This is a genomic window from Marinicrinis sediminis (assembly GCF_042685085.1).
Classification (GTDB): Bacteria; Bacillota; Bacilli; order Paenibacillales; family KCTC-33676; genus Marinicrinis; species Marinicrinis sediminis.
Window position 1 is genome coordinate 127,563 of the sequence record NZ_JBHUMM010000037.1, and the last position, 18,906, is coordinate 146,468.

An 18,906-nucleotide genomic window follows, 5' to 3' on the forward strand; every position below is an offset into this window, starting at 1 on the left:
AGGATTCTGTTAAAATAATAGAAAATGATATCACGAATTCAAGCCAATTTCAAGCTCACGATTCATGAAACCCGTATTTCTCCATCTGCTCCAGAAATGACCTGGATTTGAGCTTCAATTGAATATGGGTATCGATAAATGCATTCATGGACGCTTTCATCTCTTTCCTCGTTTGCGCAGACACCTTCGTCTCGCCCAACCTTCGCAAATCCAGACGCTGCAAGAGAGCGAGTATTTTCAGCGTTTTCTCATTCATTGCCAGCCGATAGGCATCCTGCTGCAAACAGTCCGGACAAAGCATGCCGCCCAGAGACGGACTGAAAGCTGGCAATCCCTTCTCCTGCTGTCCACAATGCACACAATGCGAAAATACCGGCGTATAGCCGGCCAGGTGCAACATCTTCAGTTCAAAGGCATGTATGATCAGCTCCGGATCTTTGTCAGACTCAATGGCGGTCAGAGCGGCAAGAAGCTGCTGATAAATCGCCTGGCTTGCCTCGTTGTCTTCCATCATCCGATCCACGAGCTCTGTCAGATAAGACGCATAGGCTGATTTGAGCAAATCTGAGCGAATGGCGTGAAAGGAGTGAATGGTTTCTCCCGCATTGAGCGTACCCATTTCTCCTGATTGATAGAACACAAAATCAGCCTGTGTGAACAACTGGGAGACCGCCCCATGACGGCTTTTCACTTTCTTGGCTCCCTTGGCCATGAGCGTGACTTTTCCTTGTTCCGTGAGCAGTCGAATAATCTTGTTTCCCTCACCATAATCGAATGAACGAATGACAATACCTTCGATTCGTTTGATCATATCCGGTTTTCCCCATTTCACTTGATCTCCCTAAGTGATGTGATCTCCCAGAAGGCTTCTTCCACATTCTAAATCTCATGATTGATCGTTGATTTGTTCTGCCCTTAATTCCTCGCCAGCCGCTGCCGCTTCCATGAATTCCGTTTCATTTGAAAATGAATCCAGTGATTCCTTGTATAGCATGTAGGCATCCACATCTCCAGACAACACAAAATACTTCCACGAAAAGTCTCGCATACGTATTCCTTCCTTTCGATGCAGTTTTCGATGCAGTTCGATAGCAGATCAGCGATGAATCAGATTCGGTTGAACAAGAAGCTATCTATAGAATGTGTTGACAGATCAGCACCTATCCTAGAAATTAGTGGTACACCCCTGTTTACGGGATCAGTCGTGTCTGAAACCGAGATCCTTCAGCACATGTTCCTGGTTCCGCCAGTCTTTCTTCACCTTTACCCACAGCTCCAAGAAAATCTTCGATCCGAGCAGTGCCTCCATATCCTGTCGAGCTTGCTGACCGATCTCTTTGAGCAATGCCCCTCTTTTGCCGATGATGATGCCTTTCTGAGAATCCCTCTCGACATAAATGACCGCGCCAATCTGCACGACCCCGTTGTCCTGAACCTTCATATCCTCGATGTAGACGGCGATGGAATGCGGAATCTCTTCACGGGTCATATGAAGGATTTTCTCGCGAACCAGCTCTGCGCATATGAACTGCTCGGGATAGTCTGTCACCTGATCGTCCGGATAGTATTGCGGCCCTTCCGGTATATATTTCAGAATTTGATCGAGCAGCGTCTGTACATTGTTGCCATGCAGTGCGGATATGGGCACAATTTCTGCGAAGTCATACAGATCCTTGTAGGTGGCAATCAGCGGCAACAACTCATCCGGATGCACTTGATCGATTTTGTTCAGGACGAGGAAGACAGGTGTTTGAACCTGCTGAAGCTGATCGATAATAAAACGGTCTCCAGCTCCCAGTCCCTGGGACGCATCGATCAGAAACAAAACCGCATCGACTTCCTTCAGGGTGCTCTGAGCAACCTTCATCATGAAATCACCCAGCTTGGATTTCGGTTTGTGAATACCCGGGGTATCGATGAATACAATCTGTGCCTGGTCGGTGGTATAGACCCCTTGGATTTTATTGCGTGTCGTTTGGGCCTTATCGGACATGATGGCGATTTTCTGTCCGATCATGTGATTCATCAGGGTCGATTTCCCTACATTGGGTCTTCCCACAATGGACACGAAGCCGGAATGATACGCTTGATTTGATGTTGACGTTGACATCTTGCTCCTCCTCTTCGGGATAGCAACTTCATTGACAGTTTGCCATCCCTTCGCTTTCACTTTTGCTTTTGCATTTGCTTTTACTTCTGCTTTTGTTTTTGTTTTTGTTTTTGTTTTTGTTTTTGTTTTTGTTTTTGTTTTTGCTTCTGCATTTACTTCTGTTCTGGTCTTTCCATTCTCTATTTCTATTACTTTCACTTCATTCTTTTCAGAATTTTCGTAATGACAAATTGTTCTTAAATTTCACATTCATATCTACAATTCAATTTGACTTCCCATTTTCGTTTCCTGTTTCTGCTTCCGATTCCGTTACCGTTACCGTTACCGTTCACATTTTCAAGCCAAAAGCACCTGGCAGCAAGGCCGCTACCGTCGTTTCATGCTGCTGTCCGTGCAGATTGGATAAATACACAGGCATGTCGGGGTGACACAGCTCCACCATCACTTGCCTGCACACGCCACATGGCGTAATCGGTTCATTCGTATCTCCGACAACCGCGATCGCTTGAAAACTGCGTGGAAGCTGTCCTGCTGCAATCGCACTGAACAAGGCCGTACGCTCTGCACAATTGGTAGGACCATATGCTGCGTTCTCAATATTGCAGCCCATATAGATCTGCCCGTCCTCACCCAGCAGCGCACAGCCGACCTGAAAGCCGGAGTAGGGAGTATAAGCACGTGTTCTGGCCTGCTTTGCTGCTGCCAGTAACTCATCTCGCAAACCTCTATCTATACTCAATTGGAGTCCTCCTGTTTGGGTTCATATTTGGCCTGGAACCAGGCCAATTGATGCATCATGACATATCCATTGCCCACAAGAAATAGGATGCCCGGCACGCTAGTGACCATCCATTTCCAGACCGTCTCCGCCTCAGTATGAAGCTCCAGCCAGACGGGAATGACAATCAATCCTCCTGTACATACGGCAAAAACCGCTGCAACGAGCACAGCGGCAGCGGCCGTATCCTTGGCAGCTTTGGCAAGCGGATGGGGGCTCGGCTGAACGAGATCAATCATTTGTTCAACCGCTGTATTCATCAGCTCCATACAAATGACCAGCGCCATACAAGCGAACAGCATAGCCAGTTGCACAAAAGTAAAGGGCAGTATGAGCATAAGCACAATTAGAGAAAAACCGGATAAAAAGTGGATTCTCATGTTGCGCTGGGTGCGCAAGGCAAAGCCTACTCCTTCACAGGCATAGCGGAAGCTCGAAATGAGCCCCTTCCACCAGGCTGTCATCGGGTTAAACCGGCTTTTTCCAGGATCTGCTCCTGTCGGGCAAACATTGCTTTTTCTTCTTCCTCACTCTCATGGTCATATCCAAGCAAGTGAAGCACGCCGTGAACGAACAGAAAACCAAGCTCCCGCTCGAATGAATGACCATATTCTTCGCTCTGTGCCTGTGCACGAGGAACGGAGATAATGATATCGCCCAACATATCCGAAGGGGCTTCTTCTTCAAAAATGATTTCCAGCTCGCCATCGAGCTGCTCCATCATCGCAAAGGACAGCACATCGGTCGGTCGGTCTATTCCCCGATATTCGTTGTTCAACTCATGAATCCGTTCGTCATCTACGAAAGTGAGCGCGACTTCTCCCGCTTCCAAACCCTCAACTTCCGCTGTAATTCGCAGCAGTTCCTCCAGCTTGGGGATCAGCGTCTCCGGAATCTCCAGTTGCTCCTGTTCATTGCTCCATTCCAACAACACTTCCATGTGCATTCTCTCCTTTTCAATGCATACTCCCTAGCTTGTTATGGCTTGAACTAGCTTCTTCGATCTCGTTCTAGCACATACTCCGGCTTGTCCACGACTATCCCTCTTACCCTGTAACAGGACATCAGGACGGCTTCTTAGGCAGTTCCGGATATTCAATCCGGGAATGAAAAATACCGAGTAGGCTTTCTTTCAAGGACCTGCCCACCATATCGAGCTCTCGCAATGTCAGGTCACATTCATTGAACTGACCATCCTCAAGACGTGACTTGATAATCTTGTCGACCATGGAATCGATATGCTCGATCGTCGGATTTCGCAAGGAGCGAACAGCGGCTTCCACACAATCCGAAATGCCGACAATGGCCGCTTCCTTCGTCTGTGCCTTCGGACCTGGATAACGGTAGTCCGACTCCAGAATTTCTTCCCGTTCTTCCTCAGGCAGTTCCTCTTGCTGTTTCATCGCCTTGTGATAGAAAAAGCCCAGCAAAGTCGTACCATGATGCTGCTCTGCAATATCAGATATCTGTTTCGGAATTTTATACTCTTCCAGCATGTCCACGCCGTCCCTCGCATGTGCCACAATAATCGACTTGCTCAAGCTTGGCTCAATATGGTTATGCGGATTCTCCATGTTTACCTGATTCTCAATAAAATAGCTAGGTCGTTTCGTTTTGCCAATGTCATGATAGAATGAGCCCACTCTGCACAGCAAGCCATTGGCCCCAATTGCTTCGGCAGCCGCTTCAGCCAGATTACCCACCATTACGCTATGATGATAAGTCCCCGGAGTTTCGGTCAGCAGCTTTCGCAATAACGGATGGTTCGGATTAGACAGTTCCACGAGACGCAGGGGAGACAAGATGCCAAATGAGACTTCAAAGAACGGCAGCAAGCCAATGACCAGCACGGCGGTCAACAAACCGCTGGCAAATGAAAAACTGAGCGCCATGATCATTTCTCTGGTCGTGTACGTCTGATCCAGCAAGATGAGAGAGACGACAGCGAATATCGAGAACAAGGAAATCATCATGCCCGCCTTCAAGATGGCAGAACGCTGACTCGCCCGGTTGATGGTAAACACGGCAACCAGTCCAACGACCAGCGTCACATAGCCAAAGCGGAAATCAAAGACGGCCTGTCCGCCCTCCATGCTGTACAGCATACTGGAAAGCACACTGAAGATCAGGACAGACACAATAGCCAGACGACTATTCAGCAAGATCGTAATCAGCATACTGCTCACCGCTACTGGCGCCAAAAATCCGATGTACGGATAATCGAGGTTCTGTCCCAGATAGACGATTTTCATTCCGATAATATTAATCCCGTAGATGAGCAACAACATAAGCAAGGCCGGGTTCTGTGACCGAATATTCAGGTCACTTTGCCGATTGAACATGTAAATGCCACTTACCAGCAGCAGGACAACCAGCAACAGGCCAAGCTCGGACCAGTAGTTATTTTCCGCATCAAGGAGTCCAAAATATTCAAGTTTATTATATAATTCCTGGGTAATCAGCTCATTCTCGGCTACGATCTCTTCTCCCTGCTCCACGTAGATCGTCGCTACCGCATTGCCGGCTGCTTCCTTCGCTTCTCTTGTCGCCTGATCATCATAGAAACGGTTCGGCACAATCACATAGCGGGAAATTTCCTGTACCAGCTCACGGGCCGTATTGGAGGTCAGCTCAGAGGCATTGACCAGTTCAGCCACTTTGGCACGGGCATTGGTTGCATCGAGCAGTGGATCATTGGTGAGCCGGTTGACAATCTCTTTGGTCACCTGTTCCATATCTGACAGAGCGGTCAGGTCCACCCGAGGGAATTTGAAATAAATCTCCTCTGGAATCCGGTACTGCTGCTCCGTCATTTTTTTCTCTGCTTCCGCTTTCAGTTCCGGACGATTCGTCAGTGAATCTGTGGTTTTCTCTACAAAGCTCAGATATTCCGTCGGAAAGAAGTTGAGGTAAATCTCTACTTTTTCACTGGAAGAGAACTGCTCATCGCCGTTGATTTGCTCCAGCTTGTCGTAAACACTTTCTATTAAATCCTCTTCTCTGATCGAGAGAGTCGTATACACATCCTGCACCTGGGTTTTGGCTTCAGCGCGAGCCTTTTCTGTTGCAATCCCATCTTCCATTTTCTTCGGAACCGTAATCGAGGTCTCGCTTCTCGTATTCACCTCAATATTGTATGTAGGCGGAATAACCGAGTCTCTGACCGTAAAGAAGAAAAGCAGTACCAGGATGAAATAGAAAAGAGAACGGATGACAATGCTGTTTTGCCAACCGTTCAGCTTCAAGGTCCATTTGGATTTACCAGATACTTTTGCAAACATGTAAGGTCAGCCCTCTCCTACCACTCTTTTCACGCTGCTCATGTTTCTCACACTTCACGTGAATCCTGCTGCTCATAGGCGTTGATAATTTTTTGAACAAGAGAATGACGGACGACATCCTGCTGTGCGAACGTAATAAATCCGATTTCTTCTACTTCCTGCAATATGCGCTGGGCTTCCATCAATCCGGATTTTTTTCCTTTTGGCAAATCGATTTGCGTAATATCTCCGGTGATGACCATTTTGGAACCGAAACCGAGACGTGTCAAAAACATCTTCATTTGTTCCGGCGTTGTATTTTGAGCTTCATCCAGAATAATGAATGAATCATTGAGCGTGCGTCCTCTCATATAGGCAAGAGGTGCCACTTCGATAATGCCCCGCTCCATCAGCTTGGCCACCTGCTCCAGTCCCAGTACGTCATGGAGAGCGTCATAGAGCGGTCTCAGATAAGGATCGACCTTTTCCTGCAGATCACCGGGCAGAAATCCGAGATTCTCACCGGCCTCCACAGCTGGACGTGTCAGGACAATTCGTTTCACCTTGTTGTCTTTAAGAGCGGCAATCGCCATGACCACAGCCAAATACGTTTTGCCTGTCCCGGCTGGTCCGATCCCGAAGACGACATCCTTTTTACGGATGGTGACGATATATTTTCTCTGACCAATCGTTTTAACCCGAATGGACTTGCCTTTAAAGGTTTTCGTAATTTCATCATGAAACAGGTCAAGCAGTTGATCTGCCTGCAGGTTTCGGGAGAGATCAAAGGCATACTGCACGTCCCGTTCACTAATGGCGAAACCGCCTCGAACGAGCTTGAGCAATACATCGAACAATTGCTGCAAGGATTCAAGCTCCCCCTGCACCCCTTCGATGACAATCTCTGCGTCTCGCGACATGATTTTTGCTGTCGTCTGTGCTTCAATAATCTGCAGATGCTTATCCTGTGGACCAAACAGAGCCAGTCCCTCTTCTGCGTTTGCGAGTTCAATTTTGATGGATTTTGTTTCTTCAACCAACAGGCCTCATTCTCCTTGATCGATCTGGATAATTGCTTGTTCTTTCGCGATATTTTGTTCCACTTCAAAAAATACGTTCATATAAACTTTACCACTGTCTGTCTTTTCATGCAAAAGTTTTTCTTGGACAATCGAAGCGTCCTCTCCGGCTTCCGAGAGCAGTTCCGCACGCGCCTGCTCCAACCCCTGCGCCTTGGCTTCCTGAGGGGTACGAGTCAAGGTAACGTACTCGCTTTCCCGCACTTCTTCACTCATCCAACTGATGGGAAGTGTCCACTCCCGCCAGGAAAGCTTCTGCTGTTCCCGCTGTGTTTCCGCCTGTTCATATGCCTTGCCCCCATATCCGAACAGCTTGAGCGCCCGATCTCCCAGAACGAGGTACTTGCGCTCTTTTTTCTGGCCCGTATAAGTCTTGACCTGCGCCTTCAGAGGGACTTCGATGTGCATAGTGTGCCAAACCAGTCCCATGACCTTGCCGTCCGCGACCACAATCTCCTGATTTTCCTCATCACCCAGAACGCCCGAAATGAGAACGTCGCCGCGTTTCACCCGGTCATCCTTTCCTACCCTGGGGACTCCTTGCTCCGTAAAGATATTCGTAATGACCGCATCATATGAGGCGACCAGGTTTCGCGGATTTTGCAAGATTTCCGGCTCGGGCAGGGTGGCCTCTACGACTTTGATCGTAATCTGCACCCCTTCCCGACGAATGCCAATCCAGGACACGCCAGGAAACTCCTTCAGCAGCTGTCTGGAGATATTTTCCGGGTCATCCAGTCTGAACAGCCACTGAAACTCATACAGCCCCTTCTGCCTCGCTGCCTCAAGGATCTGCTCGCTCGAAAGCTGTTCATTTCCTTCGACCTGCACGTCCCATACGAGAGAAGAGAGCACGTACAGACAAACAAAAAACAAACCCAGACCAGCCAGCCAGCCTTTGCGCTTGCGGATTCGCCTGAATCGAAATGGCCATCCTTTTCGTTGTCGCACCTGCACGCGACAGCCTGTCTGCTTCAAGAGCGGCCGAAGACGGAAATAATCCTTCACATAAATATCTGCAAACATCCGATCTGCGTCTTGGTAGTGAACATTCCATACCTGTATGCCTCGCTTCGCCATTGCATTGATGAATGCCGAGCGCTGCTTTCCCCTGATTTCGATTTGAACCGTCCCCTGCAACTTGTGCTGCCATTTTCTACGCAACGACACTGACCTCCCTCATCTCTATTCCTGCACATAACGGATGTCATGAATATGGCCTTCTATAAAGACTTCCTCACTCAAAATGCCGCGTATGACCAGCTCCGTCCCTCGTATCTCCATACTGCCTGTGCTTAAACGTAACTCCAGCAATTGAGGGGAAAAATGGATCACCCCACGATGATTTTCGATATATATTTGCATATTGCCGATCATGGTTACCCGAGGCAGGTCGAACACGAGGTCCTGTGGCAGATCAAGCAGCTGTGCCGTCCATTTTTTCATTTTCCGATGTATGCCAAGCATTCTCTACACGTGCCTCCTTACCTGTGCCCGGGTATGCATTCATAGCAGGCTCTTACACTTTATGCGCAGCCTATCGCAATTATTCGCCCTGCTCCCGTTGCCACGGATTTTGGATATGGTATAATATAGGACATGAGAAACGGAAGCACCGTTTACACACAAGGAGCCTGCCTGACATGCCGCCTGTGTGTAAACGGTGCTTTTTTTGATGATTTTTTGAAGGTAAGAATACATGGAAAGCCGAAGCATGAAGGACTATGGAAAGACATGGAGAATCTATAGCGTTTATGTCATAATCAAACTACTAGTCTGTCATCATTAAACTAGTTACATAATGATGGATATTCGATGAGGTAAATGATAATGAAAAAACAAATCCTGACCCTGACAGCTGTGCTGTCCCTAACCGTTACCAGTTTGCTGACACCTCCCTCTTTGGAACCCGCTGCAAAAGCAGCAGAAGCCAAGTCTGTTATCCGATTTAAAGATGTGTCTACCAGTCACTGGGCGAACTCTGCCATCACCTGGGCGGTCAAAGAGAATATCGTAGCCGGTTATCCCGATGAGACCTTCAAGCCAAGCAAGTCTGTCACTCGGGCCGAGTTTATTAAGATGCTGGTAGATGCGCTACATATTCCGCATTCCAGTGGCAGTACGCCATGGTATCAGGCATATGTGCATGAAGCGATTGAAAGCAAGATTCATAGCGAAGCCGATTTTAAATCCTATAAGGAACCGATTACACGATTAGAAATGATACGACTAGCGGCCCGAAGCCTTGCCCGTAGTGATCAGTATGATGCGTACCTGAAGGCATTTGATGGATTGTATAACGGAGATATCCCGTTTGTGGACTACAGGGAACTGAAGAAAGCGGATGTGCCTTACACCGGCTTGGTAGTCGGTTCCAAGATCATGAATGGTTTTCCGGATGCATCCCTCGGTCTGAAAAAGAACGCGACCCGTGCCGAAGCGGTTGCGATCATCCAGAACCTCGTCACGACCCAATCTTCCAAACATCCAAGTGACTTTCAATATTTGCAGGAGCTGAAAGAACTGGCCGAAACCGGCATGAATGCCACCGCAGTCTCTGAACTGGAGCCGCTATTGAACTTGATCGAAGAGCAAAAGGTGATCGAGCATTACAATTTTGATGCGAAGCTGAAGCGCGTATACGTCATTCCGACCGAAGGCGATACGGTCAGCTTCTACGAGCGCAAGTTCCTGTGGGATAGGGATGAGCATCCCGCCTATTTCTGGGTGGGGCAGACGGGGTATGTGACCGCGGTATTTGATGTGACCTATAAAAAAGACGGAAATGAATTGACGTTTAGTAATTACAGCTTTTTAAATCCCAGTTCTTTCTTCACATATTCTGAACCTCGAAATAAATTTGGTTTTGTACAAGTATTTATGAGTGATATTTTTGAAGCTAAAAAAGGAGACACTATAGAGTTTGTACTTTATGGAGAATACTCCAATGAAGATTGGGATATAGGAGTACAAACGAATATGGCATATAAAAATAGCGGATTTACTATTTTAAAAAATCCGAATAAAGGAAAGTGATTACATTGAGGAGACAACGAAAAAAAGTCATTATTTTGGTACTCATTTTATCTCTACTGTTGCCTCTCGTGATCTGGCCGTCTGCTTCATCCGTACAAGCAGCTACCTTAACGGTATATGCCACGAGTGATAATCAAAATGCTCCGTCCAAAAAGCTATATTTGAAACGAGCCATGAGACCATTAACCCTAACATTGCCGATGCAATGGTGCAGATAAATGCAAATAAAATTTAGCTGGAAGAAAATAGTTTTATACATATATTAAATGAGGTGGTTGAAAATGAAAAAAATCATGATAACCTTAACAGCTGTGCTGTCCCTAACCGTAACCAGTTTGCTAACACCTTCCTCTTTGGAACCCGCTGCAAAAGCAGCAGAAGCCAAGTCTGTTACCCGATTTAAAGATGTGTCTACCAGTCACTGGGCGAACTCTGCCATCACCTGGGCGGTCAAAGAGAACATCGTAGCCGGTTATCCCGATGCAACCTTCAGGCCAAGTAAATCCGTCACGCGGGCCGAGTTTATCAAGATGCTGGTAGATGCGCTACATCTACCCCATTCCAGTGGCAGTACACCATGGTATCAGGCATATGTGCATGAAGCAGTAGAGAGCAAGATTCATAGCCAAGCCGATTTTAAATCCTACAACGAACCGATTTCACGATTAGAGATGATTCGACTAGCGGCTCGAAGTCTTGCCCGTAGTGAGAAGTATGAGGCGTACCTGAAGGCATTTGAAGGATTGTATAACGGCGATATCCCGTTTGTGGACTACAAGGAACTGAAGAAAGCGGATGTGCCTTACACCGGTTTGGTAGTCGGTTCCAAGATCATGAATGGTTTTCCGGATGCATCTCTCGGTCTGAAAAAGAATGCGACCCGTGCCGAAGCGGTGGCGATCATCCAAAACCTGATTACGACCCAAAGCTCTAAACATCCAAGTGACTTTCAATATTTGCAGGAGCTGAGAGAACTGGCCGAAACCGGCATGAATGCCACCGCAGTCTCTGAACTGGAGCCGCTATTGAACTTGATCGAAGAGCAAAAGGTGATCGAGCATTACAATTTTGATGCCAAGCTGAAGCGCGTCTATGTGATCCCTATTGAAGGCGATACAGTAAGCTTCTACGAGCGGAAGTTTTTGTGGGATAGGGATGAGCTTGAAGAACGGTTTTTAAAGAACAGGACAGGTTATATAACTGCTGTGTTGGATGTGACTTATAAAAAAGATGGTAGTCATACGATTTTTAGAAATGCAATGTATTTAAGTCCAAGTTCACTTTTTAGATATCAAGAAGCACGTAAGAACTTTGGATATGTTCAATCATATATGAGTGATATATTCGAAGCTAAAAAGGGAGAAACATTTGAAGTTGTTCTTCATGGCATTTATTCTAAAGAATACTTTGGCATTGATCTCATTACGAATACCGCGTATAAAAATAGTGGTTTTCCAGTATTGCATAACCCCAATAAAGGCATGTGAAAGGGAAAGTGATCAATGTGAAGATACGGAGAAATAAAGTTGTAATTGGACTCCTTATTATGTCTCTTCTATTGCCATTCTTTATTTGGCCCTCTACATCAGAAGCAAATACCTATTCAATTATCGTAACGGCAGAAAAAGAACATAAACCAGGTTATTATTGGTGTCAGCATACAGACGGTACTTGGAGTACATACAGTACAATTGACGGCATACAAGTAGCACTTAATGCGAGTGGGGAACCAGCTAAGAAAAAGGTGAGGACTAAAACAACGCTAGAACAACCGACAGGTAAAATATGGATAGATAGTAACGGTAATAAATATGAAACAAGTGAAGTAACCAATATACATGCTATTAAACCTGTTATTATGCATCCTGAATCAGACCCTGCAATTGAAGGAATAGTAGATATTGTAGAGGGGTCAAGCCAAGTAATTATTGAAGGATATTCTGGTAAAGGAGTGTTTGGAGAGCCAACTAATACATGTGGTGGACAACCAGGTATGATGTATCCTTTTGAGATTCTCGTCACTTGGCAGGCTGAAGTAGAAATATCCGATGAATTCATGGGACTCGAAATTACCCCCACGGAGAAAACACTGAATGTGGGGGAATCTCAGCATTTCACGGTTCATGCGAGTTGGAAACAAAATGGCACGACAAAAAAATATGAGGTGTCCGACAACAAGTTGAGCTGGAGTTCCAATGCTTCTGCCAAAGCCCCGGTCGATGCCTTTGGCATTGTCAACGGCCAAGAACCTACACCTGGAACGAGCCATGCAAGCATCACCGCCTACTTTGCAGAACAAAATGCTTCGGTTTCCGCCAAGGTTCGGGTGGTCGATCCCGATGAACCCCCGCCTGATCCAGACCCTGATCCCGTATACATCACCGGAGATTTTGATATTGTTCCGTCGGAAATCGACTGGCGTGATCCTTTTGTTTTCCAGCCAAAAGATATTGAGACCGGAACCTGTTCCTATCAATCGCATCAATACCGAATTCAGCGAGGAAGCAGCAGCTATACGACACCAAACGTATCCGGAGAGACGACAAACAGTGCCTATTCCGAGAGTACCTATCCCTGGATCATCAGCATCGGCAGTCATCAAGTGTCCATGAAAATCATCGCCGATTGCGGGGAATCGGATTGGATCGGACCCAAAACGTTGACCGTAAACGGTCCGGCAGACAATCGCCCTCCAACCTTTGACCTCGGCTGGACGACACCTGGAGACTGGACACTGGAAGGCAAGCAAACGGAAGTCGTGCAGGGTACCCATCTGGATCTTGTCTACCTGGATGAACCGGCTCCTGCAGATCCGGACGGGGATTTGATTGAGGATGTCATTTGGGACTTCTCCAGCTCGAATCGCTGGGTCAAAAATATTCCGAATCAATACAGTGCCTATACCAACGGCTACCACCAGATCGAGATGAATGAACTCGGCTATCAATCTGCTTGCGCAATCATGCGAGATGAATTTGGCGCAGAGAGTCGGAAATGCACCTATGTCCGGGTCGTACCACCTAATCCGATTCCGGTTGCACAGTGTCCCGCTGAGGTGAAACATAACCGTCCTGTGGACGCCAGCTTGTTTGGCAGCCATCAATCTTACAGCCCAATGGGAAGAGCCATCGATCATACAAAGGACGAGTGGACAAACAAAAAGACCACCTACACGAACCCCGCCACAGACCCGATTATCGAGCGGTTACAACTGCATGTCTATGATGCAGCCGGCTTAAAATCCTTGCAGCCAGACGAATGTGAGATTACCGTTCTGCCGGACTTGCCACCGCTAGCTAGCCTGGATGTGCCGCCGCTCGGCATTCGTGGACAGTCGTATACCATCCATAATCAATCGGTCAGTCCGGACGGGGATGTGATCGTCAGTATCCAGTACCGCTACAAATATGATGCCCACAACAACGGTTTTGAGGACGACAACTGGACAAGCCTGCAGGGAGACCTGACCCAAGCGCTCTTTGCTCCAACAGAAGTAGGCAAGTATCGGTTTGATGCCACGGTCTGTGAAGACTATGGGCAGTGCGATGATACCTTGTCCGAAGATCCGGCTTTGCTAACCCTGGATGTGGTCAATCAGGAACCGACCGTTTCTTTTGCGGTAGAGGGCGAGAATCCCAATCCGGACCTGACCATTCCAGATGTATATACGGGTGAAGACATCCTAAAAAACTGGAAGCTGTACAGCCAGGGCACGGCGCAGCAGATCCAGCCCGGTGTGGCATGGCATAGTCAGAACGGATCTCTTTCCACAGGACTTGGCAGATTGACGGAAGATCAAAACTTTTATGAATACAACAATGGAAGCCGTGTCGATGCCTATATGATGCTCGTCGGAAATTACGGCTATGGCCATAACAATATCAGTCCCTATCGGTCCCTTCTGATGCCGGATGACAATCGCAATCAACCCCTCATGTACAAGACGTTGATGGGGCAGTATAACGTCCCGAGATATTCAGAGGATAAGCCGTCACAAATTAAAACGAATCATTCGTATCTATACTTCAATCACTATGAAGACTATGGCACGACATTTGGGGGTCAGGACTACTATGCCATCGATAAATCAAAACTGGTGGCCAACAATTATGAAATGAACTATGTCCATGGGCCCGCCCCTCATTATCTCGTCCAAAGAGCAGAACATACCTATATCGATGAACCCTATGCTTTCATTCTCCGATCCTTCGATCTGGACGGAAAAGGGCCGGTTTATCAAACAGGCAGATTTGAAAAATATATGGATTGGTACAATGGCGACTTTCATAAAGCCAATCAAATCAAGTCTTATCAAATGAATGAAGCCCAGGTGCAGGGGTATGAAGTATCCGACAAAACCATTTATCAGCTAGTACAGTGGTCATGCAGCAACTGCACCCAGTACCGGTATAACCCGGAATATCGATACGCGACCGATACGATTTGGGAGATTCGGGCCTATGATGCTTTTTCAGGTTCATTTTTGGGTGGCACTTATGCGGACTTCGGGTCGTTGTTGCCGCTTCAAACGAATGTGTATCATTCCAATTCCATCGATCTCTCTACAATCGGAGATGATGTCGTTCTTTCCTATGTATCCTATGAAAATATCACTTCTTACCAGAGTAAAAAGAAGATGGAAATGATCAAGATTAATCGAAAAGGGCAGGTGATCACCTCCTCGTCCATCCCACTCAGTGATCCGTACAAACGGGAATTCAGCAGTTATGGAAGAGATTATGAATGCTCCCCCAGACTGTCTTTGGAAAAGCATCGCGATGCAAAAGGCAACTTCTACCTGGCTGAACAAATGTATTGTGACCGGCCAGATGAAAATCTGGAATTGTGGGATCAGGCCAGACTGATCAAAATCAACACAGACCTGAAGCAAGTGTGGAAAGTGGATGTATCAGGGGACAGCTTCAACAGTACGGGCGTGGAAGCAGATGCAGACAGTCCGAACAATATCTTGACCATGATTGTCAATCCGGAAAGCAATGAAATCGTGGTTCGAAGCTTTCGTGGTTCCGGCTACTACGTAACGTCCTATTATGAAAAGATTGACCTGGATTCCGGAGCGGTCCGTTCCTTTCCGTACACGTACTCGTATCATCGATTCGATTTTTACATGGATGCGATTGGCGCTTACCATCCATATGCAAACAACTGGAATGTCAGACCTTCACATGTTTCCCATGACGGGTATTATACCGTCGTTCAACCCAGCAGCTCGGGAAAGAATTATGCAGTATTTGACGCATCGCATCAACTGGTTACAAGCTATCCGGATACCTTTGCTGTATTGGACGCAAGTGGATACTATGCGACCACAGCATCAGATCCACATAAAGGCATGCTTGTCGATGATGGGACGATCCTCAGCTTCAAATCTATCACATCTAGCGGAACTACTAATCCGACTCACTATTCACCCTGGCTTCTCATCGGGCAGCCGTCCACTCAGCCGCTTGTGAAAAGCCCATATTCGTTTGGTCAGTTTGTATCGAATGAAAGCATAGAGGATGTGGCATTTTCCTTTGATCTGGAGATGGATCAAACGGATGCCCATCGTCAACTGGCTGGATTTGCCTTTCGCATACAGGATGTGAACAATAAATATGCCGTTGAAACAGATGGCGATAAGCTGTACCTGACTCGATATGCGCAGGGCGAACGAACCATTCTGAAACAGACACATTTTCCGGTTCAAGATGAGCAGCCGTATTCGTTCAAGCTTCAAGTGATCGAAGATCGTATTCAAGTGCGGGTAGATGGCGTTCCTTATTTTGATGTCACGGATGGCACGTATACAGCAGGAACCTACGGACCATTCTCAGAGAGGCCGTATGCCACCTTTTCTGGATTGACGGTCAAACGACTGGAAAATCCGACGATCCAAACGATCTCAGGACTGGCTATTTGGGATGAAGGGACCGGATTTGCCACGGTGGACTATACGGATCTGCACTTCCAAGATCCCGAGCTCGATCCGATGGCCGGTACGTTCAACTGGACATATACCCATACCCCGAAGTTTATTCAGCACCAGGGAATATCTGCCTTGCACGGTCAGCAGGTCGCGTCAGCAGAACTGCAACTCGACAAGGTTGGACTGTACACCATTGAACTGCAAGCCGAAGATGATCCGCATTCCGCCTACCTTTATCCGGATGATACCTTTGCCGATTATCGAAAAGCTTCGAATGCGTTTCAGCGCAACGTGATCGTGCATCGCCGTCCGGTGAGCAAGTACAGCGTCATCGTCGGTGGTGATGACAAAGTATACTGGACTGACAGCAGCTATGATCCCGACCGGTATGCAAGCAGCACCGTCTACAGCACCGAAGCAACCGGTATTGATTACCTTGCGACCAGAGGCATCATGGAGCGCACCTATTTCTATATCTCCCCGAGCGGAGAAGAAGTCATGCAGCGGCTGATCGTCCCGACCGAAGCTGGTGTGTATACGGTGGGTCTGGCCGTAAAGGATGAATACGGAGCGTGGAGTGAATGGAACATTCAGTCCGTCACGATCACCGACGTACCGCAGAATGCGCCGCCAAATCCCGGGTTTACGCTGAACAAAACGAGCACCCACCGCGGCGATCCGATCACGATCAACTCCTCCGCCAGTGATCCCGAGGACGGGGGCCGTACGAATCTTGATCACGCCTATTATATCCGGAACACCAGCACCGGCGTGGAAAGCTACCAAAGCAACAGCCGTACGAGCTGGCAGAAATCCTTCAGCTCACTCGGCACGTTCCAGATCCGGCAAGTGGTACGTGACAGCGTGGGCCAGGAAGCGGAGATGACCCGCTCGGTCAACATTCTGAACCGTCTGCCCTCGGCCGTCATCACGTATCCGGCGAGCCGAGATCAAAACCATCCGACGGTCGTCAAAGACGATACGCCGACGATCACCTGGACCTATGGCGATGCAGACAGCGATTCGCAGCAGCGCTATCAGGTGAAGATCTATCGCTATGGCGGGGTACTGCTGCAGGATTCGGGTGTGGTCACATCCAGCAGCAAGAGCTGGACCCCGACCACCGCTCTGCCCGACAAGACGAACCTGTATGTGATCGTACGTGTGCATGACGGCTATGCGTGGAGCCTGGACAGTGAGCCTGCGTATATGTACATTCATACGAATGAGCCGCCCGATGCACAGTTTGACTGGTCACCGAAGCCCGTGTGGGAAGGCGATACCGTCACCTTGACGAACCAGTCCACAGACCCCGACGGTGATCCGCTGACATACCAGTGGCGGATCACCGATCCGTCGGGTCAAACGCGCAGCTATACGAGCAGGCATGTCACAGCTTTGTTCAACCAAATCGGCAGGTATCGGGTGGAACTGACGGTCAGCGACGGAGAAGAACAGGATACGGTGACGCGCACGATTGAGGCGCTGGAACTGAAACTGGAGCCCTCGGTCTATCATACACCGGAGTGGAAGCAGATACATGACGATCGTGGACACGAGACGGAGCACGATCCGAAAGACTTTTACAGTGGCGAGCTGTTCAAGCTCGAAGCGGTCACCTCACCAGCTCCGGTCGTGGAAATCACGGCCAAGCTGACCGGGACAGGCCGGCAGAACAATGTGATTCGGATCGACACCACCTTAACCGCAAGCGGCACCCCGCAGCATTACCGCGGCGATTTGTATGACAAGGTCTTAATGTCAATGGAACGCGGACTGAAGGAAGGGCTGGAGGACATCGTGTTCGAGATCGAATATGCGAACGGGGTGACGAAACAGGCGGTGGTAGAAGTGAACATCATCGGTCTGGCCAAGGAGATCGTTGGGGTGCACCGAGTGAGATAAATCATGTATGGCAACAAATAAACACCTCCGGGCATCTATTCCCATCTGGCTAACGGGAATCTGCATCGGAGGTGTTTGTTTATGAACATATTTCTGAAATTGTCAGATCATGATTCTTGATGTCCCTTTGAAGGCACTTGCTGTACCGTGAGCCCTCTCGCCTGATAAGGCCGCCTGGAACGTGGAGCAGCGAAAATCTCCGCCCACATCATCCCCTGTGCAGGGTCTACATTCATCGCATTGCGCAGACCAGCACGTTGCGAAGAGGTTAGAGAGCTAGATGTCCGCTTGCCGATTTCACTTTGTGTGACACCCTCATAAATACGTGGTGAGGAAGAAATACTCCCCTGAAGAAGCACGACATCCCCGATCTCCTCCTGACGAACCGGACTTGGTTCCCGTGAAGCGGAAGATCGATCAAAGGTAGTCCTCTCATAGCTTGAGCTATATCCTCGTGCCTGATTATCCCTCGAATCTCTCATATCCCTTGTATCCCTTGTATCTCTCGTATCCCAGGAATCTCTCGTATCTCTCTTATCATTGTCTCTGGCATAGGTGGTCGTGTCGGTCTCCCACATGCCCGGCTGCTCACGTTGGTTGCGCTCTTCCCTTTGTTCACGCCAATCCCCTAAGCTTCTCTTCCCATCCCTGTCTTCCCGTTCTGGTTGATTTGAATGAGGAGAAAAAATGGGCGGTAGTGTGGGTCTGCGGTTTCCAGGACGATTTTCATTTTTCTTGGACAGTTGGTAAAAGATCACAAAGGCAATGATCACTAAAATGAACAAGCCGTCCATCTATGGACCCTCCCC

14 protein-coding genes are annotated in these 18,906 nt (G+C 48.1%); 3 read left to right on the forward strand and 11 right to left on the reverse strand.

Annotated elements, in window-relative coordinates; translation table 11 throughout:
• Nucleotides 1-55: 55 nt before the first annotated feature.
• The 10 genes from recO to yqfC form a co-directional block, all read right to left on the reverse strand.
• The gene (gene recO / locus ACFSUC_RS12420) at nucleotides 56-811 is read right to left on the reverse strand and encodes a DNA repair protein RecO (protein WP_379929933.1); all 756 of its coding nucleotides are present in this window, start codon (nucleotides 809-811) and stop codon (nucleotides 56-58) included.
• Between the two features lie 75 nt (nucleotides 812-886).
• Nucleotides 887-1,048: a YqzL family protein gene (locus tag ACFSUC_RS12425; RefSeq protein ID WP_379929935.1), complete on the reverse strand. Its 162-nt coding sequence runs from the start codon at nucleotides 1,046-1,048 to the stop codon at nucleotides 887-889.
• A gap of 150 nt (nucleotides 1,049-1,198) precedes the next feature.
• A complete protein-coding gene (gene era, locus ACFSUC_RS12430) occupies nucleotides 1,199-2,110 on the reverse strand; it encodes a GTPase Era (RefSeq protein WP_379929936.1) in 912 nt (303 codons plus the stop codon).
• A gap of 328 nt (nucleotides 2,111-2,438) precedes the next feature.
• Nucleotides 2,439-2,849, reverse strand: a complete 411-nt coding sequence (locus ACFSUC_RS12435) for a cytidine deaminase (RefSeq protein ID WP_379929937.1) — start codon at nucleotides 2,847-2,849, stop codon at nucleotides 2,439-2,441.
• Complete coding sequence (locus ACFSUC_RS12440) at nucleotides 2,846-3,352, reverse strand: diacylglycerol kinase family protein (RefSeq protein WP_379929939.1); 507 nt, start codon at nucleotides 3,350-3,352, stop codon at nucleotides 2,846-2,848. Before ACFSUC_RS12440 ends, ACFSUC_RS12435 begins: the two co-directional genes overlap by 4 nt.
• Nucleotides 3,349-3,828 (reverse strand): rRNA maturation RNase YbeY, encoded by a 480-nt coding sequence (ybeY, locus tag ACFSUC_RS12445; RefSeq protein ID WP_379929940.1) that lies wholly within the window; start codon nucleotides 3,826-3,828, stop codon nucleotides 3,349-3,351. The genes ACFSUC_RS12440 and ybeY overlap by 4 nt, the downstream gene beginning before the upstream one ends.
• Before the next feature lie 124 nt (nucleotides 3,829-3,952).
• Complete coding sequence (locus ACFSUC_RS12450) at nucleotides 3,953-6,169, reverse strand: HD family phosphohydrolase (protein ID WP_379929942.1); 2,217 nt, start codon at nucleotides 6,167-6,169, stop codon at nucleotides 3,953-3,955.
• A 47-nt stretch (nucleotides 6,170-6,216) separates the two neighbouring features.
• On the reverse strand, nucleotides 6,217-7,188 hold the full coding sequence (locus tag ACFSUC_RS12455; protein WP_379929943.1) for a PhoH family protein: 972 nt from the start codon (nucleotides 7,186-7,188) through the stop codon (nucleotides 6,217-6,219).
• A gap of 6 nt (nucleotides 7,189-7,194) precedes the next feature.
• Nucleotides 7,195-8,391, reverse strand: coding sequence for a sporulation protein YqfD (gene yqfD / locus ACFSUC_RS12460; protein ID WP_379929945.1), 1,197 nt, complete (start codon nucleotides 8,389-8,391; stop codon nucleotides 7,195-7,197).
• Nucleotides 8,392-8,412: 21 nt separating this feature from the next.
• Nucleotides 8,413-8,694 (reverse strand): sporulation protein YqfC, encoded by a 282-nt coding sequence (yqfC, locus tag ACFSUC_RS12465; RefSeq protein ID WP_379929946.1) that lies wholly within the window; start codon nucleotides 8,692-8,694, stop codon nucleotides 8,413-8,415.
• A 363-nt stretch (nucleotides 8,695-9,057) separates the two neighbouring features.
• Here yqfC and ACFSUC_RS12470 point away from each other — a divergent pair, with 363 nt between their 5' ends.
• The 3 genes from ACFSUC_RS12470 to ACFSUC_RS12480 all read left to right on the forward strand — a co-directional run bounded on the left by ACFSUC_RS12470 (nucleotide 9,058) and on the right by ACFSUC_RS12480 (nucleotide 18,097).
• Complete coding sequence (locus ACFSUC_RS12470; protein WP_379929947.1) at nucleotides 9,058-10,263, forward strand: S-layer homology domain-containing protein; 1,206 nt, start codon at nucleotides 9,058-9,060, stop codon at nucleotides 10,261-10,263.
• Between the two features lie 281 nt (nucleotides 10,264-10,544).
• Nucleotides 10,545-11,750: an S-layer homology domain-containing protein gene (locus ACFSUC_RS12475; protein WP_379929948.1), complete on the forward strand. Its 1,206-nt coding sequence runs from the start codon at nucleotides 10,545-10,547 to the stop codon at nucleotides 11,748-11,750.
• A 506-nt stretch (nucleotides 11,751-12,256) separates the two neighbouring features.
• Nucleotides 12,257-18,097: a PKD domain-containing protein gene (locus tag ACFSUC_RS12480; RefSeq protein ID WP_379929949.1), complete on the forward strand. Its 5,841-nt coding sequence runs from the start codon at nucleotides 12,257-12,259 to the stop codon at nucleotides 18,095-18,097.
• 107 nt (nucleotides 18,098-18,204) lie between these two features.
• Here the strand turns inward: ACFSUC_RS12480 and ACFSUC_RS12485 are convergent, their stop codons facing one another.
• A complete protein-coding gene (locus ACFSUC_RS12485; RefSeq protein WP_379929950.1) occupies nucleotides 18,205-18,891 on the reverse strand; it encodes a hypothetical protein in 687 nt (228 codons plus the stop codon).
• Nucleotides 18,892-18,906: the final 15 nt, after the last annotated feature.